Origin of the sequence: Agrococcus sp. ARC_14, from assembly GCF_022436485.1 — a bacterium.
GTDB lineage: Bacteria > Actinomycetota > Actinomycetes > Actinomycetales > Microbacteriaceae > Agrococcus.
The window spans coordinates 390,770-416,614 of record NZ_JAKUDO010000001.1 but is presented as its reverse complement, the minus strand read 5'-3'; the positions used below and the strand labels follow the sequence as shown (position 1 = coordinate 416,614).

Annotated in this window: 28 protein-coding genes; 11 read left to right on the top strand and 17 right to left on the bottom strand. The window is 72.3% G+C overall.

Features of this window, described 5'->3' with window-relative positions; translation table 11 throughout:
• Positions 1–36: 36 nt before the first annotated feature.
• Entirely contained in the window at positions 37–891 is an 855-nt protein-coding gene (locus MKD51_RS02090; protein WP_240237577.1) for a hypothetical protein, read from the top strand.
• On the top strand, positions 888–2,057 hold the full coding sequence (locus MKD51_RS02085) for an FAD-dependent oxidoreductase (protein ID WP_240237575.1): 1,170 nt from the start codon (positions 888–890) through the stop codon (positions 2,055–2,057). The genes MKD51_RS02090 and MKD51_RS02085 overlap by 4 nt, the downstream gene beginning before the upstream one ends.
• Here MKD51_RS02085 and MKD51_RS02080 read toward each other — a convergent pair.
• Entirely contained in the window at positions 1,996–2,934 is a 939-nt protein-coding gene (locus MKD51_RS02080; RefSeq protein WP_240237573.1) for an EamA family transporter, read from the bottom strand. The two genes, MKD51_RS02085 and MKD51_RS02080, sit on opposite strands and share 62 nt — an antisense overlap.
• A 39-nt stretch (positions 2,935–2,973) precedes the next feature.
• Between MKD51_RS02080 and MKD51_RS02075 the strand changes: the two genes are divergently transcribed.
• Both MKD51_RS02075 and MKD51_RS16275 read left to right on the top strand, forming a co-directional pair.
• On the top strand, positions 2,974–3,471 hold the full coding sequence (locus MKD51_RS02075; protein WP_240237571.1) for a MarR family transcriptional regulator: 498 nt from the start codon (positions 2,974–2,976) through the stop codon (positions 3,469–3,471).
• A 52-nt stretch (positions 3,472–3,523) separates the two neighbouring features.
• The gene (locus tag MKD51_RS16275; protein ID WP_346986682.1) at positions 3,524–4,084 is read left to right on the top strand and encodes a MarR family transcriptional regulator; all 561 of its coding nucleotides are present in this window, start codon (positions 3,524–3,526) and stop codon (positions 4,082–4,084) included.
• Here the strand turns inward: MKD51_RS16275 and MKD51_RS02060 are convergent.
• From MKD51_RS02060 to idi, 10 genes are read right to left on the bottom strand one after another with little or no spacing between them, the layout of a single operon-like run.
• Entirely contained in the window at positions 4,081–4,884 is an 804-nt protein-coding gene (locus MKD51_RS02060; protein WP_240237569.1) for a tryptophan-rich sensory protein, read from the bottom strand. The genes MKD51_RS16275 and MKD51_RS02060 overlap by 4 nt on opposite strands.
• A complete protein-coding gene (locus tag MKD51_RS02055; protein ID WP_240237567.1) occupies positions 4,874–5,347 on the bottom strand; it encodes a pyrimidine dimer DNA glycosylase/endonuclease V in 474 nt (157 codons plus the stop codon). The genes MKD51_RS02060 and MKD51_RS02055 overlap by 11 nt, the downstream gene beginning before the upstream one ends.
• Entirely contained in the window at positions 5,344–6,816 is a 1,473-nt protein-coding gene (locus MKD51_RS02050; RefSeq protein ID WP_240237565.1) for an SDR family oxidoreductase, read from the bottom strand. The genes MKD51_RS02055 and MKD51_RS02050 overlap by 4 nt, the downstream gene beginning before the upstream one ends.
• On the bottom strand, positions 6,813–7,700 hold the full coding sequence (locus MKD51_RS02045) for a prenyltransferase (protein ID WP_240237563.1): 888 nt from the start codon (positions 7,698–7,700) through the stop codon (positions 6,813–6,815). The genes MKD51_RS02050 and MKD51_RS02045 overlap by 4 nt, the downstream gene beginning before the upstream one ends.
• Positions 7,693–8,022 (bottom strand): lycopene cyclase domain-containing protein, encoded by a 330-nt coding sequence (locus MKD51_RS02040; protein WP_240237561.1) that lies wholly within the window; start codon positions 8,020–8,022, stop codon positions 7,693–7,695. The genes MKD51_RS02045 and MKD51_RS02040 overlap by 8 nt, the downstream gene beginning before the upstream one ends.
• Positions 8,019–8,372 (bottom strand): lycopene cyclase domain-containing protein, encoded by a 354-nt coding sequence (locus MKD51_RS02035; protein ID WP_240237559.1) that lies wholly within the window; start codon positions 8,370–8,372, stop codon positions 8,019–8,021. Before MKD51_RS02035 ends, MKD51_RS02040 begins: the two co-directional genes overlap by 4 nt.
• Positions 8,369–9,949, bottom strand: coding sequence for a phytoene desaturase family protein (gene crtI / locus MKD51_RS02030; protein ID WP_240237557.1), 1,581 nt, complete (start codon positions 9,947–9,949; stop codon positions 8,369–8,371). The genes MKD51_RS02035 and crtI overlap by 4 nt, the downstream gene beginning before the upstream one ends.
• Entirely contained in the window at positions 9,946–10,860 is a 915-nt protein-coding gene (locus MKD51_RS02025) for a squalene/phytoene synthase family protein (RefSeq protein ID WP_240237555.1), read from the bottom strand. The genes crtI and MKD51_RS02025 overlap by 4 nt, the downstream gene beginning before the upstream one ends.
• Positions 10,857–11,876, bottom strand: coding sequence for a polyprenyl synthetase family protein (locus MKD51_RS02020; RefSeq protein WP_240237553.1), 1,020 nt, complete (start codon positions 11,874–11,876; stop codon positions 10,857–10,859). Before MKD51_RS02020 ends, MKD51_RS02025 begins: the two co-directional genes overlap by 4 nt.
• Positions 11,873–12,433 (bottom strand): isopentenyl-diphosphate Delta-isomerase, encoded by a 561-nt coding sequence (idi, locus tag MKD51_RS02015; RefSeq protein ID WP_240237551.1) that lies wholly within the window; start codon positions 12,431–12,433, stop codon positions 11,873–11,875. The genes MKD51_RS02020 and idi overlap by 4 nt, the downstream gene beginning before the upstream one ends.
• 62 nt (positions 12,434–12,495) lie before the next feature.
• On the opposite strand from idi, the gene MKD51_RS16150 reads away from it, so the two are divergent.
• Positions 12,496–13,065, top strand: a complete 570-nt coding sequence (locus MKD51_RS16150) for a MarR family transcriptional regulator (protein WP_277603904.1) — start codon at positions 12,496–12,498, stop codon at positions 13,063–13,065.
• Positions 13,066–13,081: 16 nt separating this feature from the next.
• Here MKD51_RS16150 and MKD51_RS02000 read toward each other — a convergent pair whose 3' ends face one another.
• Complete coding sequence (locus MKD51_RS02000) at positions 13,082–14,491, bottom strand: DEAD/DEAH box helicase (protein WP_240237549.1); 1,410 nt, start codon at positions 14,489–14,491, stop codon at positions 13,082–13,084.
• A gap of 172 nt (positions 14,492–14,663) precedes the next feature.
• On the opposite strand from MKD51_RS02000, the gene MKD51_RS01995 reads away from it, so the two are divergent.
• Positions 14,664–15,476, top strand: a complete 813-nt coding sequence (locus MKD51_RS01995; RefSeq protein WP_240237547.1) for a class II glutamine amidotransferase — start codon at positions 14,664–14,666, stop codon at positions 15,474–15,476.
• A 135-nt stretch (positions 15,477–15,611) separates the two neighbouring features.
• Here MKD51_RS01995 and MKD51_RS01990 read toward each other — a convergent pair whose 3' ends face one another.
• The 3 genes from MKD51_RS01990 to MKD51_RS01980 are packed head-to-tail and all read right to left on the bottom strand — an operon-like array spanning position 15,612 to position 16,557.
• Complete coding sequence (locus MKD51_RS01990) at positions 15,612–15,830, bottom strand: DUF3618 domain-containing protein (RefSeq protein ID WP_240237545.1); 219 nt, start codon at positions 15,828–15,830, stop codon at positions 15,612–15,614.
• Entirely contained in the window at positions 15,827–16,267 is a 441-nt protein-coding gene (locus tag MKD51_RS01985; protein ID WP_240237536.1) for a phage holin family protein, read from the bottom strand. Before MKD51_RS01985 ends, MKD51_RS01990 begins: the two co-directional genes overlap by 4 nt.
• Positions 16,264–16,557, bottom strand: coding sequence for a hypothetical protein (locus tag MKD51_RS01980; RefSeq protein ID WP_240237534.1), 294 nt, complete (start codon positions 16,555–16,557; stop codon positions 16,264–16,266). The genes MKD51_RS01985 and MKD51_RS01980 overlap by 4 nt, the downstream gene beginning before the upstream one ends.
• A gap of 175 nt (positions 16,558–16,732) precedes the next feature.
• On the opposite strand from MKD51_RS01980, the gene MKD51_RS01975 reads away from it, so the two are divergent.
• On the top strand, positions 16,733–17,731 hold the full coding sequence (locus MKD51_RS01975) for a CPBP family intramembrane glutamic endopeptidase (RefSeq protein ID WP_240237532.1): 999 nt from the start codon (positions 16,733–16,735) through the stop codon (positions 17,729–17,731).
• A gap of 123 nt (positions 17,732–17,854) precedes the next feature.
• Here MKD51_RS01975 and MKD51_RS01970 read toward each other — a convergent pair whose 3' ends face one another.
• Entirely contained in the window at positions 17,855–19,795 is a 1,941-nt protein-coding gene (locus MKD51_RS01970; RefSeq protein WP_240237530.1) for a M13-type metalloendopeptidase, read from the bottom strand.
• 206 nt (positions 19,796–20,001) lie between these two features.
• On the opposite strand from MKD51_RS01970, the gene MKD51_RS01965 reads away from it, so the two are divergent.
• The 3 genes from MKD51_RS01965 to MKD51_RS01955 are packed head-to-tail and all read left to right on the top strand — an operon-like array spanning position 20,002 to position 22,908.
• Positions 20,002–20,499 carry a hypothetical protein gene (locus MKD51_RS01965; protein WP_240237528.1) on the top strand — a complete coding sequence of 166 codons (498 nt, stop codon included), beginning with the start codon at positions 20,002–20,004 and terminating at the stop codon, positions 20,497–20,499.
• Positions 20,496–21,557: a hypothetical protein gene (locus MKD51_RS01960; protein WP_240237527.1), complete on the top strand. Its 1,062-nt coding sequence runs from the start codon at positions 20,496–20,498 to the stop codon at positions 21,555–21,557. Before MKD51_RS01965 ends, MKD51_RS01960 begins: the two co-directional genes overlap by 4 nt.
• Before the next feature lie 34 nt (positions 21,558–21,591).
• Positions 21,592–22,908, top strand: coding sequence for an MATE family efflux transporter (locus MKD51_RS01955; RefSeq protein WP_240237525.1), 1,317 nt, complete (start codon positions 21,592–21,594; stop codon positions 22,906–22,908).
• Between the two features lie 6 nt (positions 22,909–22,914).
• On the opposite strand, the gene MKD51_RS01950 is transcribed toward MKD51_RS01955, so the two are convergent.
• Complete coding sequence (locus MKD51_RS01950; RefSeq protein ID WP_240237523.1) at positions 22,915–24,264, bottom strand: hypothetical protein; 1,350 nt, start codon at positions 24,262–24,264, stop codon at positions 22,915–22,917.
• A gap of 217 nt (positions 24,265–24,481) precedes the next feature.
• On the opposite strand from MKD51_RS01950, the gene MKD51_RS01945 reads away from it, so the two are divergent.
• Positions 24,482–25,714 (top strand): serine hydrolase domain-containing protein, encoded by a 1,233-nt coding sequence (locus tag MKD51_RS01945; protein ID WP_240237521.1) that lies wholly within the window; start codon positions 24,482–24,484, stop codon positions 25,712–25,714.
• Positions 25,715–25,845: the final 131 nt, after the last annotated feature.

Sequence of the window (25,845 nt, the reverse complement as noted above, 5' to 3'; positions counted from 1 at the left end):
ACTGTGAAAGTATTCCTTCAGCGAGAGGATGTCCTCATGTGGCCCAACGCAACGCCGAGCCTGACCCGACTGGAACAGGCCGTCGCACTCTTCGCGGTCGAAGGCCCGGTGCGCTTCGCGACCACGAGCGGCACGGAGATCGCCCGGCAGACGGGCACGAGCGAGGCGACCGTCGCGCGAACCGCACAGAAGCTGGGCTTCCAGAACATCAAGGAGATGAAGGCGTTCTGCGCTCGCATGCTGCAGGATCCCGCCGATCTGCAGCTCGTGCTCCGCAGCCGACTGGAGGCGGCATCCGATGCCGATGCCGAGGCGTCGACGCCGATCGCGGAAGGCGCCATGACCGCGGTGCTGCGCGCCGCGGCGGGGCTGACGCTCGGCGTGCACAGCAGTCTCGACTGGGATGTGGCGGCGCGTGCCGTCGAGGCTTGCAGCGATGCGCCCCGGATCACGGTGTACGGGCTCGGCACCGCATCGTTCATGGCCGGCTACGCAGATCTCGAGTTCGCCCGCGTCGGCCTGCAGTCGCGAGCCGTGACCGGGGGCGGGCATGCCAACGCAGATGCGCTCTTCCGCGCCGGCGCCGACGACGTCGTGCTCGTCGTCGCTCCCCGCGCGATGTTCCCAGACGTCGAGCGCTTCACGACGGCGGCGCTGCGCCTGACCACGCGGGTCTTCATCATCACGCAAGGACCCGTCGCGGCCGAGCTCCGCTCGCAGGGCGCACAGGTGCTGCGGCTGCCGCCGACCCATGCCAGCGCCGCCACCGAGGCTGCGAGCACGATGGCGCTGATCGATGCTCTGGTGGCAGAGATCGCGCGCCGGAATCCGGAGCGCGCCATGGAGGCACGGGCCCGAGCACAGGCGTACCGCAGCGAGTTCTCGCGGTGAGCGAGGTGCAGCGGAGCGGCGGCCTGCACGTCGTCGTCGTCGGCGCCGGGTTCGTCGGCGTCTCGCTGGCAGACGCGCTGGTGCGCTCCGGCAGCAGGGTGACGCTGGTCGGCGACGTCGGAGGGATGCCCGAGGCCTCCGCCGTCTCGTTCGGCTGGTTGAACAGCCACCGCAAGCGTCCCGATGCCTACCAGGCGCTGAATCGTGCAGGCCTTCAGGTGTGGCGCGATCGCCTCGGCCCCCGCCATCCCGAGCACGTGGCCTGGGGCGGCCACACCGTCGTCGTCGCGGATCCGGACAACGTGCGCGCGCTCCGCGCCCGAGTCGCGCAGCTGCAGGCGCTGGGGTATCCGGCATCGATCGTTCCGACGCACGGAGCCATCGCCGACCTGGCTATCGAACCGGCGCAGGACGCGATCGCCGGCCACTTCCCGAGCGAGGGGCACTGCGCCCCTCTGGCGATCCGCGAAGCCCTGATCCAGGACCTGCGCGCATCCGGAGCGTGCACGTTCGTGGCGGACGAGGCCACCGCGGTCGACCACGACGGGGCGATGCTGCGATCCGGGCGCCGGATCGCAGCCGACCGCGTGGTGATCGCGGCAGGCAACGGCAGCGCCGCACTTGCGGAGTCAGCCGGCTTCGCGCTGCCGCTCGTTCCGCAGCACGCTGGTGGGGCCGCGTGGGGCTTGCTCGCCTCCGCCAGCGCTCCGCGCCATGGCCTCGACGGCGTCCTCTCGACGGACGATCTGAACCTTCGGCCCGACGGCCCCGACGCGCTGATCGCACAGTGCCTCGATCTCGACCGGCACGCGGGACCCGAGGCGGTGGTGGATGCGGAGCTCGAGGATCAGTATGCGGATCGCATCCGCCGTCTGCTGCACCGCGACGACATCGCCATCGAGGCCGTGCGCATCGGACATCGGGTCATCCCAGCCGACGGGCAGACCGTCGCCGGGCCGCTGGACGGCACCCCGGACGGGCGGATCTGGGCAGTGGTCACGCACAGCGGCATCACGCTGGCGCCGTTGCTGTCGGAGACGATCGCGGCAGAGCTCACTGCTCGATCCCTGACCCCGCTGCTCGACGACTTCAGGCCCACTCGCTTCACCCAGTCCGGCCGCCCGAGCTCGCAGGTGCCGGCGCCGTCGCGGCCGGGCGAGCAGTAGCGGGCGTCGCCCGGCCACGGGACGCCGTCTGGCCGCTCGTGACGCCGGCGAGCACCACCGCGACGCCGAGCCACTGCCAACCGGTGAGCAGCTCGCCGCCCAGCAGCACGCCGAGCAGCACGCCGGTCACCGGGTTCAGCAGTCCGAGCAGCCCGACCTGGCCGGCAGTCAGATGCCGCAGCGCACCGAACCAGCAGACGAAGGCGAGCGCCGTCGCGATCAGCGAGAGGTAGGCGTAGCCCAGCACCGCGGTGGCCGACAGCTCGGTCGGCACGCCCTCGATCGCGAGCGCGAACGGCAGCAGCAGCACGCCGCCGACCGTCAGCTGCCAGGACGACGAGGCGACCGAGTCGACCTCGCCGCTCCAGCGCTTGCCGAGCACCGAGCCGAGCGCATACATCGCCATCGCGGTCACCGAGGCGACGACGCCCCAGCCGTCGATCGCGCCGAACGACACGGCCATCAGCAGCACGACTCCCACGAGCCCCATCACGGCACCCAGCAGCCGGCGCACCGTCGGCCGCTCGGCGAGCACGCCCCAGGCGATGAGCATCATCGCGATCGGCGACAGACTCATGAGCATCGCCGCGATCGAGGTGGGCAGCAGCTTCGCAGCGAGGTAGACGAGCACGAAGAACGCGCCGCAGTTGAGCACCCCCAGCACGACCGAGCGCCACCACCACACGCCCTGCGGCAGGCGGCGGCGCAGCAGGAGCAGCAGCAGGCCGGCCGGCAGCGCGCGCAGCGCCGCGGCCGTGAGCGGCTCGCCCGCCGGGATCCAGTGCAGCGTCACGAAGTAGACGGAGCCCCATGAGATGGGGGCGAGCGCACCGAGCAGGATCCAGCGCAGCGTGCCGACGCCCGGTTTCGTTTCCACGGAAACTACAATAGTTTCTCTCTCAACTACACTGCAACCATGCATCGCGACGCCGTCTCGACCATGCTCGAGCAGTGGGCCGCCGAGCGGCCCGACCTCGACGCATCCCCCGTCGGCATCATCGGCCGGCTCAGCCGCGTCTCGCAGTTCGTCACCGAGGATCTCGTGGCGCTCTACCGCCGCTTCGGGCTGAGCGAGGGCGAGTTCGACATCCTCGCGACGCTGCGGCGCATCGGCGCCCCGCACGCGCTCGCGCCCTCGGCGATCGCCGGCGTGACCATGGTCACGAAGAGCGCCGTGTCGAAGCGGCTCGACTCGCTCGAGGCCAAGGGGCTCGTCGCCCGCGAGCCCGATGAGCACGACGGTCGCGGCCGCGTCGTGCGGCTGACGGATGCGGGGCGCACGCTGATCGATGAGGCGATGCCCGCGCACCTGGAGAACGAGCGCGGCATCCTGGCTCCGCTCTCCGAGCGCGACCGCGCGGCCCTGGAGCGCATCCTCGCCACCTGGGCCGAGCACTATGAGGCGCGTGCCTGATCGCCAGTTGCTTAGCCAGGGCAACTATGAGTTTCGCCGCTAGGATCGGCTCGTGACTCGACCTGCCGACGACGCCGACGGACGGGCGATGCTCGACCCGAGGCGAATGGCGTCATCCGCCGACCTCGTGCGCCAGCTGGGCGTGAGCGAGGCGGACGTCGAGGAGATCATCGATCTCTTCGCCGCGCTGCGCCGCTGGCACCGCACGTCGCAAGCGCACAGCGAGGCCAGCAGGCGCTACATGAAGCTTGGCGAGAACGACATGCGCGCGATCCGCTACCTCATGTCTGTCGCGCGCGAGGGCACCGTCGTGACCTCCACGATGATCGCCGCGCACCTGGGCATCTCAGGACCGTCGGTCACGAAGCTGCTCGACCGGCTCGAGCACGGCGGGCACATCCGGCGCGAGGCCCACCCCACCGACCGGCGCGCGCTCTCCATCGTCGTGACCGACACCACGCGCGCCACGGCGAGCGCGACCGTGGGGAGCGACCACACGCGTCGTTTCGCGATCGCGGCATCGATGTCGCACGAGGAGCGCCAGGCGGCGACGAGGTTCCTCAGTGCACTCGCGGATCTCCCGGTCCTGGAGCACGAGGGCGCCGACAGCTAGCGCGACGCTCGGACCCGGCGCAGCCGCGCGATCACCGTCGCCGCGCCGATGACGACGCACGCAGCCGCTGCGGCGACGGCGACCGCGAGCGACTGCGGCTGGTCGAGCAGGCGGCCGACGCCGATCCAGCTCAGACCCCAGAGCATCGCGAGTGACGGCGCGATCGAGCCTCGGCTTCGGATGGCGATCGCGACCCCGACCGCTGCCACCACAGCCAGCACGACGACCGCCGGCAGCTCGAACGCGGCAGGGCGCAGCCCCGCATCCGCCAGCCAGGCAGCGATGTTCGCGACCGTCGCGACGGAGACCCAGCCGAGATACAGCCCGAAGGTGCCGTCGACCAGTGCCGTCTCGAGCAGCGAGTCTGCCCTCGAGCGCTGCAGCAGCTCGAAGATCGCCGCGAGCACCGCCAGCAGCAGCACGATCACGACCACCGTGAGCGGCAGCAGGCCGGCCTGCGCGCAGAGGATCCAGGCGGCGTTCAGCACCAGCGACGCCACCGCCAGCCAGCCGACGCGCTGCTGCCGGGGGTCGCGGCGCTGCTTCGGCAGCACCTGCCAGATGGCGTAGGCGGCGAGCCCCAGGTAGATGAGGCTCCAGATCGAGAAGGCGGTGGATGCGGGCGCGAGCGGTGTGGCGTCGGCCGAGAGCGCGCCGCTCGACGAAGCCTGCACCTCCTGCCCGCCGAAGGCCCCAGAGCCGAGCGCCGCCATCGCGAGCGTCGCCGGCAGCGCGATCAGCACGGCCCATGGTCGGATGCGTTCGGCGGTCGACGTCGGCAAGGGACGGTCAGGGTGCATGGTGATGCTCGCTCTCTGTCTCGGCGGTCGGTGTGTGGCGCTCCCAGTCTGCGACCGGTCCCGGCGCGACGATGAAGAGCGGATGCGGCTCGGGGTCGCGCGGCAGGCGCGCACTCGGGCTCCGCACGGCCAGCTTCGCCCGAAGGTGCTCGAGCTCGAGCGCCAGCTGCCCATCGGAGACGGGGATGCGGCGCACGGGCTCGGAGCCGTCGAGGCGCGTGCGCTCGATCCGGCCGCGGTCGAAGCGGTAGCCGCGAGCCTCCGCCGCCGTGGCGACGACCTCGAGGTAGGCGCCGATCGCGGCCAGCGGGTCGGGCTGCGCGCGGAAGCGCTCGAGCTGCGGGTGCCGGGTGTAGCCGCGCGTGCGGCCCGCCAGCACGGCCTGCGCCAGCAGCGCCTCGCGCCAGCAGGCGGTCAGCCCCTGCCGGTCGAGCAGCCCGGGGTGCAGCGACCAGAGCCTCATCTCGACTCCTCCTCGGCGACGGCGACGATGCGGCTCGCCATCATCTCGAAGATCACATGGTGCGCCGGGACGAGCGACCACCAGTAGAGCCGGCCGGCGAGACCGCTGGGCAGGAAGACGGCTCGCTGGCGGTAGGAGGCACCGCCATCGGTCGCCGGATCGACCGCGAACTCGATCCAGGCGCGGCCCGGCACCTTCATCTCGGCTCGCAGCCGCAGCATCCGGCCCCGCTCGATGCGCTCCACGCGCCAGAAGTCGACCACGTCGCCTTCGCGCAGGTGGTCGGGGTCGCGCCGGCCGCGGCGCAGGCCCACCCCGCCCACCAGCCGGTCACCGAGGCCGCGCAGGCTCCACAGCAGCGGCACGGAGTACCACCCGCGATCGCCGCCGACCGCCTCGACCACCCGCCAGAGGGCGTCGGGCGAAGCGGCGGTCGTGCGCTCGCGCGCATCCTCCAGCACCGTCGAGCCCGACCAGCTCGGGTCGCTCGGCAGCGGATCCGAGGGGGCGCCGGCGGGCGTCGACGAGCGCCAGCTCGACTCGATGTCGCCCGAGCGCTCACGGGCGATCGCGAGCCGCACGGCCTTCCGATACCCCGTCAGCCCGCCCTCCGGAGGTGGGATGATCGCGTCGATGCGGCGATCGGCGACGACGCAGTCGTGCAGCAGCGAGCCGATCAGCGGCATGGCGATCGCGCGCGGCACGGGCGTGACGAGGTTGACCCACTGCGAGGCGAGCCAGGGCGTGAGCACCGGCAGCGGGGCGATCGGCCGCTGCGGCAGGCCCGCCTCGACCGCGTAGCCGTTCATCGTCTGCCCGTAGCGCAGCACATCCGGCCCGCCGATGTCGAAGGCGCCGTGCACCTCGCCGGGCACCGCTGCCGCCGCGACCAGGTAGTGCAGCACGTCGCGCACCGCGATCGGCTGCACGAAGTTGCGCACCCAGCGGGGCGCGGGCATGTACGGCAGCACCTCGGTGAGGTGGCGGATCATCTCGAAGGAGGCCGAGCCCGAGCCGATCACGATGCCCGCCTGCAGCACGATCGTCGGCACGCCGGAGCCGAGCAGGGCATCCCCCACCGCCACTCGCGAGGCGAGGTGCTTCGAGAGCCGCTCGCCCTGCGGGTGCAGGCCAGAGAGGTAGACGATGCGCTGCACGCCCGCCGCCTTCGCGGCCGCCGCGACGTTGCGCGCCTGCGCGAGCTCTGCGGTCGCGAAGTCGCCGCCCGCACCCATCGCGTGCACCAGGTGGAAGACGACGTCGACGCCCGCGACCGCGCGGCGCACGTCGTCGGCCACCTCGAGATCGCCCTGCACCACATCCACCGCATCCGCCCACGACGCGTCGCGCAGCCTGCCGGGGTCGCGAGCGAGCGCGCGCACCTCGTGCCCGGCCTCCACCAGCCTGGGCGTGAGCCTGCCGCCGATGTAGCCGGTCGCGCCGGTCACGAGCACTCGTCTGCCGTTCATCGCACCCCCATCGCCCAGGCGATGCAGACCATCGTGACGACGAATCCGCTCGCGTAGTTCACCCAGAGAAACCTGCGCCAGCCGTGGTTGGCGGCAGCGCTGACGGCGTCGGTGATGCGCCAGAAGGGCGCCGCCAGCAGCACGTAGGGCACGGCCACCAGCCCCGCGATCGCGGCCGGCCAGGGCGTCAGCAGCATCAGCAGCCCCGCCGCCACCCACAGGCCGATGGCCAGCCGCACCGTCGCCCTGGCGCCGAGCGCGGTCGCGATCGACGCGATGCCGCCCTCGCGGTCGGGCACGACATCCTGCACCGCGCCGAACGCGTGGCTCGCCATGCCCCAGCAGAAGAACGCGGCCAGCAGCGCGACGAGCGCCGGCGTCCACTCGGCCCCCGCGAGCACGAGGCCGTAGACCGCGGGGCTCACGAAGTGGGTGCTCGAGGTGATCGAGTCGAGCACCGGCACCTCCTTGCAGCGCAGCCGCGGCGCCGAGTAGGCGACCACGGCGAACAGGCTCACCGCCAGCACCGCCCAGGACGCGGGCCCGCCGAGCACGACGAGCGCGACCACGAACGGCAGCGCCAGCAGCGCCGCCCAGCGCAGGGTCGCCGCGTGAGTCTCCGGCGGCAGCAGCGCGCCCTCGACGCCCCCCTTGCGCGGATTCTGGGCGTCGGATGCGTAGTCGAAGACGTCGTTGATGCCATACATCGCGAGGTTGTAGGGCACCAGGAAGAACAGCGTGCCGATGACGAGCCGGGCGTCGATCGTGCCGGTGGTGAGCAGCATCGCGGCGGCGAACGGGAACGCGGTGTTGATCCAGCTGACGGGGCGGGATGCCAGCAGCAGGCGGCCGGCGAGGCCGCGGCGCTCGGCGACCTCAGGCATCCGGTTGCTCCGAAGCGCGCTCTGCTGCCGTCGCCCGCGAAGGCAGCAGCCGCCAGGCGGCGACCACGACGAGCACCGCGATGAGCGCGTAGGCGAGATCCTCGACGGGCGCGAGGCCCAGGCGCGGGCCGAGCAGGAGCGCGTCGTCGTAGTGGAACAGGTCGACGGCGATCATGATCGAGTCGAACACGACGGTCAGCACCAGCACGACCGCCGCCGCGACCGCGAGCGCGGCCCAGCCTCGCCGGTCGCGCCGCAGGGCGATCACGGCGAGCACTGCCGCGGCGAGCAGCGGGAGGGCGAGCAGCAGCGCGTAGCTCACGAGGCACCGCCCCGCGCGGCGGCCACCGAGCGCCGCCGCCGTGCCGCGAGCATGCGCTCGGCACCCGCGAAGGCGACGAGCGAGACGTAGGCGAGGAAGGCCACGAAGGCGAGCTCCTCGATCGGCAGGTGCGGCAGCACCTCGATGCCGGTCATCCACGGGGAGGCGCCGAGGCGGAAGTTGCCGGTCGCGATGCCGCCCAGATCGATCGCCAGCATCACTCCGGCCGTGATCGCCACGGCAGCGAGGGCGCGCCGCGCGTCACGGAACAGCGCGAGCCGCCAGCGCGCATCCAGCGCCCCGACGCCGAGCGCGGCGACGGCGATCGCGCCGAGGTAGGCGAGCGTCATGACGCCTCCCGTGCGGGCGCGGCGGCCAGCGGCCGCAGCGGCCCGGTGCTGCGATCGCCGCGCACGTGCTTGACGACCAGCTCGGCAGAGATGAGGCACATCGGCACCCCGATGCCCGGCACGGTGGTCGAGCCGGCCAGCAGCAGGTCGCGCACGCGCGGATGCCGTGTGGAGCCGCGCAGGAAGGCGCTCTGTCGCAGCGTGTGCGCCGGCCCGAGGGCCGTGCCGCGCCAGGCATCGAAGTCGCTCGCGAAGTCGGCAGGCCCGATGGTGCGGCGGGTGACGACGCGCTCGGCGAGCCCCTCGATGCCTGCCCACGCCCCGATCTGCGCGATCGCACGGTCGGCGATCCGCTCCACGGCCTCGTCGCCGGCGCCGTCGACGCCGCCGTGCCCGAGCCGCACGTCGGCGGGCACCGGCACGAGCACGAAGAGCGCCTCGTGGCCAGCGGGCGCGACCGAAGGGTCGGTGGCGGATGCGCGGCTCACGTAGAGCGATGCGGGATCGGTGACGCCGTCGGCTGGGTCGGCCGCCTGCGGGCCGAAGATGCGCGCGAAGCCGTCCTCCCAGTCGCGCGTGAACAGCAGCGTGTGGTGCGCGAGCTGCGGCAGCGCACCCTCCACGCCCAGCATGACGAGCACCGCGGACGGGCCGGCCACGCGACGGGCCCAGCGACGCCGAGCACGCGCGGCGACGCCGGGCACGTGCGCGAGCATGCGGGTGTCGGTGGCGTGCCCGTCGGCCGCCGAGACCACCAGATCGGCGTCGATGCGCTCGCCGCCGGCGAGCACGACCCCACGGGCAGCACCGTCCTCGACCAGGATCCGCTCGACGCGCGCGCCCGTGCACACCTCCACCCCGGCCCGCTCCGCCAGCTGCGCCAGCGCATCCACCACCCGGGCGAAGCCGCCCTGCGGATACCAGACGCCCTCGACCATGTCGAAGTGGCTCATCAGGTGGTACATCGAGGGGGCGGCCTTGGGCTCGGTGCCGAGGAAGACCGCCGGGTAGCCGAGCACCTGCCGCAGCCGGCGGTCGCGGAACGAGCGGGCGATGCGGTGCTCGAGCGACTCCAGCAGCAGCCGTGCGAGCCGCGGCAACCGCGCGCCCAGGCCGAGCCCCGCGAAGGCACCCGGCGAGTCGAAGCGGTTCGAGAGCAGCGAGCCGGTGGCGAGCGCGGCGGTCTCGGTCGCCGAGCCCAGATGGGCCCGCAGCCGCGCCGCCGCACCGGGCTCGATGCCCTCGAACGCCGCCAGCGTCGCCTCGAGATCGCCCGAGACCTCGAGCGGCTCGGGCTCGCCCTCGAACAGCACGCGGTATGCGGGGTCGAGCCGCTCGAGGTCGAGCTCGTCCTCGAGCCGCGACCCGAGCATCCGGAACGCGTGCTCGTAGGGCTCGCGCATCAGCATCCAGGAGGGACCGGTGTCGAACGTGAAGCCGCGCGAGCGCCAGACACCGGCGCGACCGCCGAGGGTCTTCCCCTGCTCGAGGAGCGTGACCGCGTGGCCGTCGCGGGCCAGCAGCCCGGCCGCTGCGATGCCGGCGATGCCACCGCCGATCACGACGATGCGGCTCATCGCACCGGCTCCGCGACGGCGGGGCGGGCGCGCTGCCCGGCCGAGCGGCTGAGGCCGGCGGCGAGCGTCGCGCGGGCGATGATCGCGACCTTCTGCGCGGACGGCACGCTGATGCGACGCGTCGACAGCTCGGCAGCGGGGGTGGCGCGGATGCGTCGGGCGAGCGCGGCGAAGAGGTCGTGGGCGGCGATGACGGCCGGGCGCGCACCGCGGGGCAGCAGCTCGACGGTGCCACGCGCGATCCGCAGCTCGCCCTCGAGCCGGTCGAGCACGCGCGCCACCTCGGCGTCGGTCGGATGGGCCGGGTCGATGCCCGGCAGGTAGGCGCGACCGAGACCGGCGGCGTCGGCCCCGATGTCGCGCAGGAAGTTGACGACCTGGAAGGCGCTGCCGAGCGCTCGCGCGCCGCGCGCGACGCGACGGGCCTCCGCGTCGGGCAGCCGAGTGCCGCCCAGGAAGCAGCGCACGCACATGATGCCGACCACCTCGGCCGAGCCGTAGACATAGCTGCGCAGCTCACGCTCGTCGACGAAGGCCACGGGATCGAGATCTCGGCGCATGGCAGCGAAGAACGGCGCGGTCTGATCCCCCGTGATGCCCACGCGGCGCGCGGTCTCGGCGAACGCGTGCACGATCAGGTCGGCGCTGAAGCCCGTCGCGAGCGCCTGCTCGACCTCGCGCTCGAGCTCGTCGAGCACGCGTCGGCAGCCTGCCTGGTCGAGACCGGATTCCGCGCCGCATCCGTCGACGATCTCGTCCGCGACGCGCACCAGCGCGTAGACGGTGTGGATGTCGCCACGCATCGCCGGCGGCAGGAGCCGGCTCGCCATGCCGAAGGAGCTCGAGTAGGCCCCGATCACGGCACTGCTGGCCCGCCGCGCGGTGGCGGTGTAGAGGTCGAGGCCGGTCACCGGCTGCGCTCCGCGCAGCGGCCCAGGATGTCGAGCAGGTCATCGCACGCCGCCTGCTCGATCGGTGCGGCGGCGATCAGCTCGCGCACCGCGGCGGCGCCGTCGGCGATGCGCTGCTCGACCGCGGCCAGCGCGCCGGTGCCGCGCATGACCTGGCGCACGCGGGCGGCGTCGGCCTCGTCGGCGAGCGGGTCGCCGTAGTGGCCAGCGACCGGTCGCCAGCGGGCGTCGCGGCTCGCGAGCGCCGCGAGCAGCGTCGGCGCGCCGGCGCGGATGTCGCTCAGCGCGCTCTTGCCGGTCTCGGCCTCGTCGCCGAAGACCCCCAGCACGTCGTCGCGCAGCTGGTAGACGACGCCCAGCCGGAGGCCGATGGTGCCGAGCGCAGCGATCGCCGACTCGTCACGGCCGCCCAGCAGCGCCCCGATCTCGAGCGGTGCCCGGAAGGAGTAATCGGCGGTCTTGCCTTCCAGGATGCGGGTGATGACCGCCTCCTCGGGTGCGGTGCCGGCGAGCAGCACGTCGTCGTGCTCCCCCTCCGCTGCGTGCACCATCGCGCGCTCCACGATGCCGACGAGCCGGGCGCGCACCCCGGCGGGGGCCTCGATCTGCGCCAGCGCGGCAAGCGCGCGCACCAGCAGCGCGTCGCCCGCGACGATCGCGGTGGTCATCCCCAGTCGGCCCGCGGCCGCCGGGCTCAGTCCTGCGGCCGCGGCCGTCGCGGTCGCGCGATGGGCGACGGAGGGTGCGCCGCGCCGCTCGTCGTCGCCGTCGATCACGTCGTCGTGCACGAGCAGCGCCGCGTGCAGCAGCTCGATCGCCGCCGCCGCCGTGACCAAGGCATCGCGATCGGCGTCCGCGCCGGCGGCGAGCAGCACCAGGCGCGGGCGCAGCAGCTTGCCGCCCGTCACCGCGCCCGCCGCCGCGGCCTGCACCGGATGCGGTCCGCTCGGCGCCGCGAGGTCGGCTACGCGTCGCTCGACCTCGGCGAGCAGCGTGAGCGTGTCGACGGCGGTCACGCGGCACCCGCCAGCAGCGGCATCCGCTCGGCCTGCAGCACGAGCCACGGGCTGAACGCCCAGGGCGTCGCGCGGATGCCGGCGAGCAGACGTTCGGGCTCGACCCACTGCCACTCGATCGTCTCGCTCGGGTCGGGCTGCAGCTCGCCGGCAACGCGGCCGATGAAGACTGGGCAGCGCTCGTGCTCGACGATGCCGTTCGCGTCCACCGCCCGGTAGGCGAAGTCGGGCAGCACCAGCTCGAGGTCGACGACCGCGGCGCCCAGCTCCTGCTGCACGCGCCGCAGCACGGCTGCCTCGAGCTGCTCGCCCGGAGCAGGATGCCCGCAGCAGGCGTTCGTCCAGACCCCCGGCCACGCGCGCTTCGTCAGCGCCCTGCGCGTGACGAGCATCCGCCCGTCGTCATCGAGCAGGTGGCACGAGAACGCCAGGTGGAGGGGTGTGGCGTCGGTGTGCACGGTCGCCTTCGGTGCCGAGCCGATCGGGCGACCGCTGGGGTCGAGCAGCACGACGAGCTCGTGGTCTCGTGGCCAACCGGCATCCGTCGGGATCGTCATGCGGCGAGCGTATCAAATTACTGAGTCTAGGCAACTATCAGTTTGGCAAATAGAATGGCGGCATGCGGCATCCATCGGAGCATGACCCTGATTCGCGCTCGGTGATCGATCCCCGGAACCACGAGGTCTCTGCGGCGATCGTCCGTGACCTCGGTCTCAGCGACGCGGACGTCGACGAGATCATCGACCTCTTCGAGGCGCTGCGCCGGTGGCGACGCACCTCGGATGCCCAGCGCGACGCGAGCCGACATCACATGCGGCTGGGCGAGAACGACATGCGGGCGATCCGCTACCTGATGTCGGCAGGGCGGCGCGGCAGCACCATCACCTCGACCATGCTCGCCGAACACCTCGGCCTGCAGGGCTCCTCCGTCACCAAGCTGCTCGACCGGCTCGAGCGCGCGGGACACATCCGCCGAGAGCCGCATCCGAGCGACCGTCGCGCGCTCTCGATCGTCGTCACCGACAGCACGCGAGCGACCGCGAGCTCATCGGTCGGAGCAGACCACCTGCGTCGGTTCATGGTGGCGGCGGCCATGCCCAGCGAGGAGCGGCAGGTCGTGAGCCGCTTCCTCACCGCGCTCGCCGACCTGCCGGTGGTCGATCACGCCGAGGACGCGGCGGGCGAGTGACGGGTCGCGGCTGCTCTCAGAACGGCGTCGGGCCATCCGGGGCGAAGGCGGCATCGACTCGATCCCGCACGTCCTCCTCGGCCGCCGTCTCTGCCGGTGCCGCTGCCGGCGCCGCTGCCGGAGCATCGCGCAGATCGTCGCGCGCTGCCCGCGCCGCATCCTGCTCCCGCACCTCGTGGATGAAGCGGCGCACGCGCTGGTCGACGATGATGTCGCGGGGCTGCAGCGGTCGCGTCAGATACAGCCCCTCGAGCGACGTGAGTCGCGAGAGCGCGACGTAGGTCTGGCCTGGCGCGAACGCGCGCGAGCCGAGATCGACGATCGCGCGGTCGAAGGTCTTGCCCTGCGACTTGTGGATCGTCACCGCCCACGCCAGACGCAACGGGAACTGCGTGAACTCGGCCACCACATCCCGCTTGATCTCCTTCGTCGTCGGCGAGTAGGAGTAGCGGAACTGCTCCCACACCGCCGGCTCGACCTCATGGTCCACGCCGTCGACCTCGACCCGCACGGTGCCCCCGATGTCGACCACCTTGCCGAGCGAGCCGTTGACCCAGCGCCCGCCGGAGTCGTTGCGGAGGAACATCACCTGCGCCCCGATCTTCAGCTGCAGCTCGGCGTCAGCGGGGTACTGCCGTCCGCCGAAGTCGCCAGTGACCTCTGCCTTCGCCGTCTTCGGCCTGCCCGCGAGGCGCGCGAGCTCGCGCCCGTTGATGCGCGTGACGGTGTCGTTGCGGGTCGCGAGCGTGAGCACGTCGTCGTCCGGCGGCGTCCGCGCACCCGCATCGTTCAGCAGCTGCGCGATCTCGGCCGTCACGGTGCCGTGCCGCACGGCGTTGAGCGCCTGCTTGAACTCCAGATCGGACTGCCGGTGGATGTGCACGAGCTCGACCACGTCGAGGCGCTCCTCGCGCCAGACGCGCGCGTCGAAGAACCACATCGACTCGTAGTGGTCGGCGAAGTAGGCGCGCTCCTCGGCATCGCCCGGCACCGGGGCCAGCTGGTAGGGGTCGCCGAACATGACGACCTGCACGCCGCCGAAGGCCACGGAGCGCACACCGCGGGCCTGCCGCAGCGAGCGGTCGATGGCATCCATGAGATCGGCGTTCACCATCGAGATCTCGTCGATCACGAGCAGGTCGAGCTTGCCGAGCATGCGCTTGAGCTCTGCGCTCTGCCGCAGCGGCGCCTCGGCGATGACGCCCAGCGGCAGCTTGAGCAGCGAGTGGATCGTCTGCCCGCCCACGTTGAGCGCCGCGACCCCCGTCGGCGCGCACACGATGATCTGCTTCGACGAGTGCTCCGTGAGGTGCCGCAGCAGCGTCGACTTGCCCGTGCCGGCGCGGCCGGTGATGAACAGGTGGCCGTCGCCGCGCTCGATGCGCTCATAGATCGCCAGCTGCTCAGGCGTCAGCTGGATGCTCATCCCACCATCCTCGCGCACGCACGGAGGCTAGCCGGGAGCCGCCGCGCGCGTCCGCCGACGACGCCGCCCTGTGGAAGCACCGCGGCGCGCAATGTGACCGCCTGTGACGACGCATCCGCCCACCCCTTGACGGATGCGAGAGGATGGAGGGAGAAACGGAGGGGATGCATCTATGTGTCGGCTGCTTGCGCACGTCTCCCCCACGCCTGCCACGACGCAGGATGTCATCGGCAGCGCCTCGTGCGGTGAGTGGCAGCGGCTCGGCCGCCTGCACACCGACGGCTGGGGCACCGCGTGGCTCGAGGGTCGGCAGGTGCGGCGCTACCGCGATGCCGCTCGCGGCCTCGACAACCCCGATCTCACCGGTGCGCTCACCGACACCCCGACGCGCGCCCGTCTCACCCACCTGCGCCTCGCGACCGAGGGCCTCGCGACGCGCGTCGCCAACACGCACCCCTTCCGCGTGGGTGAGATCGTGCTGGCGCAGAACGGCTCGATCACACCGATCTCGCGACTGCGGGCGAAGGTGACGGATGCCGAGCTCGCGCAGGTGGGAGGCGAGACCGACACGGCGATGGTCTTCGCGCTCATCCTGCGCAGGCACGAGGCGGGCGAGCCGCTCTTCGACGCCGTGACGGCGACGGTGGCGGAGATCCGTCGCGAGTTCCCCACCTCGGCGCTCAACCTGCTGGTGCTTTCGCCCGACGAGCTGATCGCGACGCACGCCAACGAGGGCGCGCCCGTGCCGCACGACCTCTTCGAGGAGTCGGGCCTCGGCGACGACCTGCCTGCCGGCCACGTCGACCACTACTACCAGCTGTCGTGGCGGCGGGCGGAGGACGGCGCGATCGCCGTGACCTCCAGCGGCCTGACGGGCGACGGCTGGCAGCGCATGGCGCCCGAGACGGCGGTGCGGATCGACCTCGCGACGCTCGAGGTGTCGCGACGCGACCTGCACGAGCTCGCGGTCGAGCCGGCGGCCTGAGCGCCCTCACGCTCATCGAGCAGGACCGCACGACCCCTGCGTTCATCGAGTAGGGCCGCAGGCCCGTATCGAGATGTCACTCGGTCATGGTCTCGATACGGCCGACAGAACCGGCCTACTCGACCACCGGGCTGGCTACCGGCGACCGAAGATGGCGAGCGCGATGCCGCCGACGACGAGCACGGCGACACCCGCGACCGCGGCGATCCAGGGCGTCGGATCCTCGTTGTAGGAATCCTGCGCCTTGCCGACCGCCCGATTGGCGACCTTCTTGGGGTTGACGCGGTCCTCGAGCTCGTTGAGGTGCTGGCGCAGCTCCTCGCGCTTGCGGTCGATGTCGCGCTGCTCAGTCATCGCTGCACTCCAGTGGTGTCGAGGTCGTTGAGCGGGTCGGAGCCGTCGGCTGCGTGGCCGAGGCCGCGCACCATGTTGACGTCGTCCTTGATGCTGTCGACCGCCTCCAGGTTGTTGAAGTCCTTGTTCTTCTTGATCGAGGAGAGCCCGATGAGCGCCAGGATCGCGATGATCACCAGGAGGCCGGCCGAGAGCAGCAGCGCAGAGAGCCACGGCACGAAGACCACGTTGAGCCCCTCGTAGCCCGCGTAGAGCAGCCAGCTGATCAGGAAGATCGAGAGCAGGCCCGCGACGGCGAGGAGCGCGCCGCCGACGCCGAGGCCCTTCGCCTTGCCCGTCACCTCTGACTTGAGGTTGTCGATCTCTGCCTTGACGAGCTCGACCATGAGCTTGGGCGTCTCAGAGATGAGATCGCCGAACGACTTGCGCTGCGTCATGAGACGTCCTCGGGTCGCGCGATGTCGGAGCCGTGGCTGCCGCGGCGCGATCCCTTCCGCTTGGTGACCTTGCCGATCGCGTCGCTGGCCGCGTCGGTCGCGGTGCCGACCAGCTTCGGTGCCTGCGTCTCGACGAAGTGCTGCACCTCGTGGCGCTGCTTCGCGACCGTCGGTGAGTTCCAGACCTTGTCGGCCGCGCCCGCGATCTGCTCGTAGCGCTGACGGCCGGCCTTGGCTCCGAGCACGTAGCCCGCGCCGAGTCCGATCACGAAGAGGATCCTGCCGCGCATGTTCGCTCCTGCCGTTGGGTTGCCAGCGATGCTGGCCGGTCGCGCTCAACGATACCCACGCGAGAGCGGGGCGCACACTCAGGTTCTCGCACTGGAGCGCTCCCCCGCCAGGAGGAGCGGGTCGCTCCGCCTGCCGCCTGATGCGTCGGGCGACGGTGCCGCCCAGGATGGAGCCATGACGACACAGGCACAGAATCCGCTCGACCGCCCCGTGCACGAGCCGCCGTCGCTCGAGCAGCCGCGTCCCGCCCTGCCGCCGCTCGATCTGGCCACGGTGCCGTGGCTCGCCGTCGGCATCTTCGCGCTGCTCGCCTGCGGTCTCGCGTGGCTCGTGCAGGTGCCGACCTGGCTGACCGGCGGCATGGCGTCGCCCTGGTTCTTGCCGATGACGATCGTCATGATGGCGACGCCCGCGATCGCGGCGCTCATCGTCACCTTCTTCGTGCTGCGGCCCTCGCATCGAGCGCGCTTCCTCGGGCTGACGCCGTTCCGCCCGGTGTGGCGCTCGATCCTCGTGATCCTGCTGGCCCCCGCCGCCTGGCTCGTGCTCGCGATGGCCGCGCTGCTGCTCGCGCAGGCGCTCGGCTGGGTCGAGCTTGACTGGGCCATGCACGGTGCCGCCGCCACCTTCCCCGCCGGTCTCGATGCATCCGCTGTGCTCCTCATCACGCTGCTGGGGCTGCCGATCAACACGCTCATCAGCGCCGTGCCGGCATTCGGCGAGGAGCTCGGCTGGCGCGGGTTCCTGCAGTCGGCGCTCAGCCCGCTCGGCTTCTGGCGCATGGCGCTGCTGTCAGGCGTGCTGTGGGGCGTGTGGCACGCGCCGGTGATCCTGCTGGGCTACAACTTCGCGCGGCCCGATCTGCTGGGCGTGCTCTGCATGGTGGCGTTCTGCCTCGTCGCGGGCGTGCTGCTGAGCTGGCTGCGCGCGGTGTGCCACAACGTGTGGGTCGCGGCGGTGGCGCACGGCGCGATCAACACCGTGACCGGTGTGACGCTCGTCTTCCTGCCTGCGGGGTCGGATGTGCTCTGGACGACGGTGCTGGGCGTGCCGGGCTGGATCGTGCTCGGCCTGGTGATCGCCGCCATGGCCGCGTTCGGGCTGTGCAGCGCACGTCGGCTCGGGGCGCTGATCCCGGCGCCCCAGGTGCGACAAACCGCGCAGGCCTCGTAGGTCGAGGAGCGCGCGTGCGCCAGCACGCACGCGTCACGAGACCGAGGGGGCGGGCGCTCCCGCTGCGGTCTCGTGACGGCAGCGGGCTACGCCCGCGGCCTCCTCGACCTACGAGGGCAAGGCTCACCAGATCGTGACGCGCGCCTCCGGGTCGAGCCACAGGCCGTCGCCGGGCTGCACGTCGAAGGCGGCCACGAACGCGTCGAGGTTCTTCACCACCTGGTTCGTGCGGTGCTCGTTCGGCGAGTGCGGGTCGATCGAGACGAGGCGCACGGCCTCCTCGGAGCGGATCTTCATCTGCCAGGCGTAGGCCCACGACAGGAAGAAGCGCTGCGCGCCCGTCAAGCCGTCGATCACGGGCGCCTCTTCGCCGCCGAGCGAGTCGCGGTAGGCCCTCCACGCGATGCCGAGGCCGCCGAGGTCGCCGATGTTCTCGCCGATCGTGAGCGCGCCGTTGACGGTGTGCCCGGGTGCCGCCACCGGCTCGAGCACGTCGTACTGCGCGATCAGCGAGCTCGTGCGCTGCTCGAAGGCAGCACGGTCGGCATCCGTCCACCAGTCGATGAGTCGCCCGTCGCCGTCGTACTTCGAGCCCTGGTCGTCGAAGCCATGCCCGATCTCGTGCCCGATGACGGCACCGATCCCGCCGAAGTTCGCCGCCGCATCCCGACCCGCGTCGAAGAACGGGGGCTGCAGGATGGCGGCGGGGAAGACGATCTCGTTGAAGCCGGGGTTGTAGTAGGCGTTGACCGTCTGCGGGTTCATGAACCACTCGTCGCGGTCGATCGGCGTGCCGATCTTGGCGAGCTCGCGATCGTGCTCGAAGCGCGTCGCCGCCTGCACGTTGCCGACCAGGTCGTCGCCGATCTCGAGCGCGTCGTAGTCCTTCCACTTGACCGGGAAGCCGATCTTGGGCGTGAACTTGTCGAGCTTCTCGAAGGCGCGCTGCCGGGTCTCCTCGCCCATCCACTCGAGCTTCGCGATCGAGCCGCGATAGGCCTCGACGAGGTGCTCGATGAGGTCGTCCATGGCCGCCTTGGCCTCCGGCGGGAAGTGCCGCTCGACGTAGATGCGGCCGACGGCGTCGCCGAGCAGCCCCTCGACCAGCGAGATGCCGCGCTTCCAGCGCTCGCGCTGCTCGGTCGTGCCGGTCAGGACGGTGCCGTAGAAGGCGAACTGGTCGCGCGAGATCTGGGTCGTGAGCGAGCTGGCGAAGGAGCGCAGGATGCCCATGCGCAGCCACGACTTCCACTCCTCGACGCGGGCGTCGACGAGCATCTCTGCGAGGCCGGTGAAGAAGCTGGGCTGGCGCACGACGGCCTCGTCGTAGGTGCCGGCCGGCGCGTGGATCGCCTGCAGCCACGCCTGCATGCGGGGGTGCTCGTCGGCGAGCCGCTGCAGGTTGTAGGTCTTCTCGTCGTCGCGGGAGGCGACGCGATCCCAGTGGTGGCTCGCGAGCTCGGTCTCGAGCGCGAACACGATGGCGGCCTCCGACTCGGCGTTCTCGGCGCCCAGGTGGCCGAACATCGTCTGCAGGTGCGCGAGGTAGGCCGTGCGGATGTCGGCGAAGGAGTCCTCGCGGTAGTACGACTCGTCGGGCATGCCGATGCCGCCCTGGCTCAGGTGCACGAGGTAGCGGGTGGGGTCGCCCGGGTCGGTGTCGACCCACTGGCCGGCGAGCGTCGGGCCGCCGATCGACTCGAGGTCGCCCAGCAGCTCGAGCAGGCCGTCGATGTCGGTGACCGTCTCGACCCGCTCGAGCAGGGGGCGGATGGGGTCGATGCCCTTGGCGTCGGCGGCGGCCTCGTCGAGGAAGGATGCGTAGAGGTCGCCCACCTTGCGAGCGTCGGTGCCGGGTTCGGCATCCTGCATCTCGATCACGATCTCGCGCACGGCCTCCTCGGCCGCCTCGGCGAGCACCGCGAAGGATCCCCAGCGCGCCTTGTCCGCAGGGATCTCCGTGCGCTCGAGCCATTGCGAGTGCACGTGGAGGAAGAGGTCGTCCTGGGGGCGGATGTCGTCGTTGAAGTCGTCGACGGGCAGGCCGGAGGGCAGAGTCGTCATGCGCTCCAGCCTATGCGGCGCGCGGCCTCCGCCGAGTGGGGCCGCTGCGCACGACTGGGGCTGGCACGCAGGCCCCAGTCGCGCACACGCGCCCCATTCGCCGCGAGGGACGCCGGCGCCACCGGTCGCGGGCCGTCCCCGCGCGAGGCTTCCTCCTCGCCGAGATGGCTGGCGAGCTGCCAGGCACCCCAACCTAGGCTTCGCCTATGCGCACAAGAGCCACCACCGTCCGTCCGTTCGCCGTCCTCGCCGCTGCCGGCGCCCTGCTCGTCGGACTGGCCGGCTGCTCGGCGCCGCAGGAGCTCGCCGCCGGCGAGACCGCAACCGTCGAGCTGACGATCGGCGAGACGCCGGTGACGGTCGAGATGAGCGTCGACTCGGCCGCGCAGCACGACGAGGCGCTGAGCCGCCTGGATGGTGACTCGCTGCCCGACCATCTCTACTTCGTGCAGTACACGCTCACGGTCGTCGAGGGCGACCTGAGCGAGGCGACCGCCGAGATGATCAACGACGACGTGATCAGCGGAAGCGACTCCCTCGCCGGCCTCGACGTGCTCGGCGGCGCACCCGGGTGCGACGAGCTCCACCCGGAGGACCTGGCCGCGGGTGGCTCGACGCCCACACAGGGCTGCGTCCCGCTCGGCGGCAGCGCGGAGGCGATCACCTCGGTGCAGATCGAGGACGCTCGCTGGAACCTGCCGTGACCGAGTGGTTCGAGTCGAACCAGACGCTGATCTACGTCGTCGCGACTGTCGCGATCCTGACCGTGATCACCGTCTACCAGTGGGCGCGCAGACGCACGAGGCGGCAGGTGCGGCAGGCCGCCATGGAGGGACGTCCCATGATCGCCGACGCAGGCGATCCCGACGTCGCCAGGCAGCATGACTCCCTCGCGATGCAGCTGCAGTTCGACGCCTCGATCGACAGGACCGAACGTGTCCTCAGTGCGGTGAAGGCCCCGATGCTGTGGGGCCGCGACGCGCGCACCTTCTCGAGCGGCCCCGAGCTGGTGCGACTCGAGCAGACCCAGGGCGGCGCCGTGCTCCGGGTCGTCTCCGCCACGAACTCCGGCGGCCTCGCCACCTCCGAGCCCGAGTGGCGACGTCTGCGGGAGCGCGCCATGAAGGCAGCAGCGCAGGACGGCATCGACGCACGGCTCGTGCCGGGGCCGAAGCTCATCGCCTCGCACGCCGTGATCGATGGCCTGCCGCAGGACCTGTGGGTGGCACCGCCGGCCCAGACCCCTTCGCCAGCGGTCAGCACACCGGGTGAGTCGGCACGCTGGGAGCGCTTGGCCCTGCTGCTGGGTGGCGACGACGCCGTCGCGCGGCGCGTGTCGCGGGTCATCGACGATCCGGCGGCGGCGTTCGCCGACTTCGCCGCCGACGCCGCGGATCGCGGCATCGAGGACGCCAGCGGCCTCACCCCGGCGATCGCCCTGGTCGACGCACTCGGCGCGGTCGGACGCGCCGTCGAGCTCGACTGGAGCACGCCGGCCGACGAGGCGGCCGCGATGCTGGATCGGCTCGTCGGCACGAGCCCCGGCGCGCTGCGCGGCTCGCTCGCCGCCACGTCGGATCGCACCGTCGGCACCGTGCTGCCGGACTTCGCCGCGGCGCTCGGCCCGTTCGGGCTGCTGCTCGTCTCGATCGACATCGACAGCGACTCCTTCCCGCTGGCCATCGCCCCAGCGTCCGCGCGCGCCGAGCTGACCGCGCTCGTCGAGGCGTCGGACGGCGTTCGGATCGTCGCCGCGGACTGAGCTGGGCGTGGGTGCGCTCAAGTAGCGTGAGCTGGTGCGAGTGCGGGCGGATGCGCGGGATCGAGAGATCCTGCGGCTCGCCGTCCCCGCGCTCGGCGCGCTCATCGCCGAGCCGGCGTTCCTGCTCGTCGACACCGCCATGGTCGGGCACCTGGGCGCCGAGGAGCTCGCGGGCGTCGGCATCGGCGTCGCCGTGCTCTCGACGGCCGTCGGCCTGCTGATCTTCCTCGCCTACGGCACCACCCCTGCCGTCGCGCGGCTGCTGGGCGCAGGCGACCGACCGGCGGCGATCCGCGCGGGCGTCGACGGCATCTGGCTCGCGATCGTCGCCGGCCTCGCGCTCGTGCTCGCCACCCCGCTCGCGCATCCCGTGGTCGCTCTCTTCGGTGCCGCATCCGCCGTCACCGAGCACGCGGCGGTCTACCTCGGCATCTCGATCCTCGGGCTGCCCGCGATGCTGATCGTGCTGGCTGCGACCGGGCTGCTGCGCGGGCTGCAGGACACCAGGACACCGCTCGTCGTCGCCACCATCGGCTTCGCCGCGAACGCCGCGCTGAACGCGGTGCTCATCTATGGCATCGGCCTCGGGGTGGCGGGCAGCGCGCTCGGCACCGTCATCGCGCAGTGGGGCATGGCCGCGTTCTTCCTCTGGTTCTCGCTGCGCGAGGCGCGGCGCGAGGGCGTCTCGATCGCGATCCACTGGGGCGATCTCGGCCGCACGGCCTCGACCGGCGGCTGGCTGTTCATGCGCACGCTGTCGCTGCGCGGGGCGCTGCTGGCGACCACCGCGATCGCGACGCAGGCCGGCACCACCACGCTCGCCTCGACGCAGATCGCCTTCACCCTCTTCTCGACGCTCGCGTTCGCGCTCGACGCGCTGGCGATCGCCGGGCAGGCGATGCTCGGCAAGGCGCTCGGGGCGGGCGACGTGGTCGAGGCGCGCGCCGTGACGCGGCGGCTGCAGGCGTGGGGCGTGGGGTTCGGATGCGTCGTGGGGGCGCTGCTGCTGGCCGTGGCCTGGGTGCTCGGCGGGGTGTTCACCTCGGATGCCTCGGTGCTCGATGCGCTGCCGATCGCACTCGTGCTGCTGGCGCTCGCGCAGCCGATCGCCGGCTATGTGTTCGTGCTCGACGGCGTGCTCATCGGGGCGGGCGACGTGCGCTACCTGGCGTGGACGGGCATCGCGAACGTGCTCGTCTACCTGCCGCTGCTGCTGCTCGCGCTCGTGCCCGGCTGGGATCCGCTGGCGGTCATCTGGGGCGCGTTCTCGTTCGGCTACCTCGGCGCCAGGGCCATCACCCTCGGGCTGCGCGCTCGCACCGACGCGTGGATGCGGGTCGGGCGGCGCTGAGCTCCGCTACGGCGCCGCGTTCCAGGCGGCGGCGAATCCCTCCAAGTCGACCGTGTCGCTGAAGTCGGAGAGCTCGTCCGACCGCAGGCGGTCGGCCGTCGTGAAGCGCAGGCTCGTGTCGTCCTGGTCGCTGGCGAGCTGCACGGCCACACCCATGGGGAGCGACGACTTGAGCTGCGCGGCGTCGAGCAGCGGCCCCGCGACATCGACCGCCACCCACACCTCGCCGTCGCCGCCGGCTTCGCGCACGAGCACGCGCGTCACGCCCGGAGCGTCCAGCAGCGTGGCGAAGGCGCCGATGTGCTCGCTCGCACCACCGATCGGCCGGAAGTACTCCGAGGGATCCGCGTCGTCACCCACCACGATCCTGAAGCCGAGCGCGTCGAGCTCCGGCATCGCGACCGCGGCATCGTGGATGGCGACGACCTGCGCCGGGTCGCCGGCGCGCACCTCCACTGCCTGCGTGAGCGCCTGCACGCTCTCGACCCCCGGGATCCGCCGCAGATCGTCGAACAGCGGTGCGAGCTCGGCGTACTCGGCCTGCTCCGAGGCGTCGAGACTGCCGAGCACCACCCTGGCATGCAGGTCGGCACCGGCTGCGGCATCGGCCGCCGCCTGCACGGGGTCGAGCTCGGTGGTGGGCTCGATCGCGATGTCGAGCTCGGTGCCGGCCAGCTCGAACCGCACGACCTCGCTGAGACCGGCGACTGCGCGCAGGGTGCCGGCGAGGGTCTCTGGCACCGCGTCGAGCGGCCCCGACACGGTGCCACTGGGCTCGGTGACCGACGCCTCGAGCTCGAGGCCCGCGCCCGCGCCGAGCGAGCGGATGCGCTGCAGGTCGGCGTCGAAGTCATCGAGCGTCGCGGAGTAGGGCAGCGGGTCATCGCCGGATCGCCCGGGGCAGCGCCACTCGCCCGCGAGGGAGGCACCGCTGGCGGCGAGCGCGTCGCGCAGCTGCTGCTTCGCTGCCGACTGCGGATCGCCCGCACAGACGCCGACGCCGTTCGCCTCCACGCCGACGCCGTCGAAGTCGCCGGGCCCCGAGTAGCCCGTGACGAAGTCGTAGACCTCGGCGAACACATCCGGCGGCGTGTCGGCGCGCAGCACGACGCTGCCGAACGCCTCGCCCAGGAAGGGGAGCGTGTTGTTCGAGCTCACGCGGAGCTCCTCCACCCAGTCGCCGTAGTCGGCCCGCACGCGCTCCTCGAAGGCATCGGCCGCGGCGCTGCCCGCGTTGACCGGCGCGCAACCGGCAAGCAGCGCGCCGACCGCCACCGCCGCCAGCGCGACCATGCTCGTCCGTGCGCCCCGATGTGCCATCGCCCTGTGCCGCATCCGCTGCCCTCTCGCTGCCATGCAGGCAGTATCTCGGGTCGGCCTGCGGGCAACCCGGGTGCCGCTCGCTGTCCACCCGAGCTCGCGCCCCGCGCAGCCGCATCCGTCGCTTGGGCGAGACGATCTCCGTCCTTCGGCGGATGCGTCGTCCCGGCGGTGCTGGGAGCGTGGGCGAGTCGGCGCACAGCGGCTCGATCCTCGGGCACGGGCGCACGACGTCACGCAGAGGAAGTGAGCCATGAGAACACCGAAGATGCTGATCACCGGCGGGGCCCTCGTCGCCGTCGTCGCCCTCGCGGGCGCGGGTGCCGTGCCGCCGGATGCGCCGGGCGATCCGGCGCACGAGACGACGCTGCACGAGCAGCTGTGGCAGTCGCCGGCCGTCGAGTCGCTGCGGACGGCCGAGCCGGATGCCGCGGGCGCCCAGGACCCGCACCGCCAGATCGAGGCCGCGCTCGAGCAGGCGGTGGCCGATGGCGCCATCGGCGCGACCGCCCGCGTCGAGACCGCGACCGGCGATTGGGCAGACGCGGCCGGCACCCGCGGGCTCGAGAGCCGGGCGCCCGCGCTCGAGCACAGCCCGTTCCGCGCGGCGAGCAACACGAAGATGATGGTCGCCGCGCTCGTGCTGCAGGAGGTCGAGGCCGGCACCTGGAGCCTCGACTCCACGATCGGCGAAGTCGTGCCCGGTCTGCTCTCCGGGCATCCCAATGTCACGCTGCGGCAGCTGCTGAGCCACACGGCGGGCACCCCGAACGGCACCCTCGAGCTGCTGCTGAGCCGGATGGCCGACCCGGCCGACGTCGACGAGCTGGTCGAGGTGATCGGCCAGCGGTTCCCGGATGCCGAGCACGTCGCCGCCGCCAACGCAGGCGCCTGGACGGCGGAGGGCGAGTACGCCTACTCGAACGCCGCCTACGTCGTGCTCGGCGTCGCGCTGGAGGTCGTGACCGGCGAGACCGTCCCCGACCTGCTCGAGGAGCGCATCTTCGACCCGTTGCGGATGCGGCAGACGAGCGTCGCCGAGGAGCCGGGGCTGCGCGGCACCGCGATGCAGGAGGCCTTCTGGGATGGCGAGCGCTGGCACGACCTGCGCGACTTCGACCCGACGTTCTTCTCGCACGCGGGCTCGGTCGTCTCGACCACGCGCGACCTGTCGACCTTCACCGAGGCGCTCATCACGGGTGAGCTCGTCTCGCAGGAGCTCGTCGAGCAGATGATCGTGCCGGTGACGGAGGAGACCGGCTACGGCCTCGGCATCTACCGGGTGCCGGACCCGTGCGTGCCCGGCGACTTCCTCTACGGCCATGACGGCGCAGCGATGGGCACGATCAGCGTCGCCTACACGTCGGCCGACGGCCAGCGGCAGCTCACCTTCGGCATCTCCGGCATGGATCGCTCGGGCAGCCAGGAGCCGCTCTACGACATCGGCGCGGTGCTGCAGCCGATGCTCGCGGCCAGCTGCGGCTGACGCCGACGACCTCCTGCGCACAACGCAAGCCCGGCCGCCTGGTTCAGAGGCGGAAGCCGCAGCTGGCCGGCGGACGGTCCCGGAAACCGGATGGCGGGCTTGCGTTGTGCGGGCGCCGCGGCCGCCGCGCC

Bases quoted from the DNA above. Each gene is read 5' to 3' on its own strand.
- MKD51_RS02050 (WP_240237565.1), bottom strand. From the start codon at position 6,816: ATGAACGGCAGACGAGTGCTCGTGACCGGCGCGACCGGCTACATCGGC.
- MKD51_RS02090 (WP_240237577.1), top strand. From the start codon at position 37: ATGTGGCCCAACGCAACGCCGAGCCTGACCCGACTGGAACAGGCCGTC.
- idi (WP_240237551.1), bottom strand. From the start codon at position 12,433: ATGACGATCCCGACGGATGCCGGTTGGCCACGAGACCACGAGCTCGTC.
- MKD51_RS01980 (WP_240237534.1), bottom strand. From the start codon at position 16,557: ATGCGCGGCAGGATCCTCTTCGTGATCGGACTCGGCGCGGGCTACGTG.
- MKD51_RS02055 (WP_240237567.1), bottom strand. From the start codon at position 5,347: ATGAGGCTCTGGTCGCTGCACCCCGGGCTGCTCGACCGGCAGGGGCTG.
- MKD51_RS01970 (WP_240237530.1), bottom strand. From the start codon at position 19,795: ATGACGACTCTGCCCTCCGGCCTGCCCGTCGACGACTTCAACGACGAC.
- MKD51_RS02075 (WP_240237571.1), top strand. From the start codon at position 2,974: ATGCATCGCGACGCCGTCTCGACCATGCTCGAGCAGTGGGCCGCCGAG.
- crtI (WP_240237557.1), bottom strand. From the start codon at position 9,949: ATGAGCCGCATCGTCGTGATCGGCGGTGGCATCGCCGGCATCGCAGCG.
- MKD51_RS01945 (WP_240237521.1), top strand. From the start codon at position 24,482: ATGAGAACACCGAAGATGCTGATCACCGGCGGGGCCCTCGTCGCCGTC.
- MKD51_RS01995 (WP_240237547.1), top strand. From the start codon at position 14,664: ATGTGTCGGCTGCTTGCGCACGTCTCCCCCACGCCTGCCACGACGCAG.
- MKD51_RS01950 (WP_240237523.1), bottom strand. From the start codon at position 24,264: ATGGCAGCGAGAGGGCAGCGGATGCGGCACAGGGCGATGGCACATCGG.
- MKD51_RS01990 (WP_240237545.1), bottom strand. From the start codon at position 15,830: ATGACTGAGCAGCGCGACATCGACCGCAAGCGCGAGGAGCTGCGCCAG.
- MKD51_RS02045 (WP_240237563.1), bottom strand. From the start codon at position 7,700: ATGCCTGAGGTCGCCGAGCGCCGCGGCCTCGCCGGCCGCCTGCTGCTG.
- MKD51_RS02060 (WP_240237569.1), bottom strand. From the start codon at position 4,884: ATGCACCCTGACCGTCCCTTGCCGACGTCGACCGCCGAACGCATCCGA.
- MKD51_RS02000 (WP_240237549.1), bottom strand. From the start codon at position 14,491: ATGAGCATCCAGCTGACGCCTGAGCAGCTGGCGATCTATGAGCGCATC.
- MKD51_RS16150 (WP_277603904.1), top strand. From the start codon at position 12,496: ATGCGGCATCCATCGGAGCATGACCCTGATTCGCGCTCGGTGATCGAT.
- MKD51_RS01965 (WP_240237528.1), top strand. From the start codon at position 20,002: ATGCGCACAAGAGCCACCACCGTCCGTCCGTTCGCCGTCCTCGCCGCT.
- MKD51_RS01975 (WP_240237532.1), top strand. From the start codon at position 16,733: ATGACGACACAGGCACAGAATCCGCTCGACCGCCCCGTGCACGAGCCG.
- MKD51_RS02035 (WP_240237559.1), bottom strand. From the start codon at position 8,372: ATGACGCTCGCCTACCTCGGCGCGATCGCCGTCGCCGCGCTCGGCGTC.
- MKD51_RS01985 (WP_240237536.1), bottom strand. From the start codon at position 16,267: ATGACGCAGCGCAAGTCGTTCGGCGATCTCATCTCTGAGACGCCCAAG.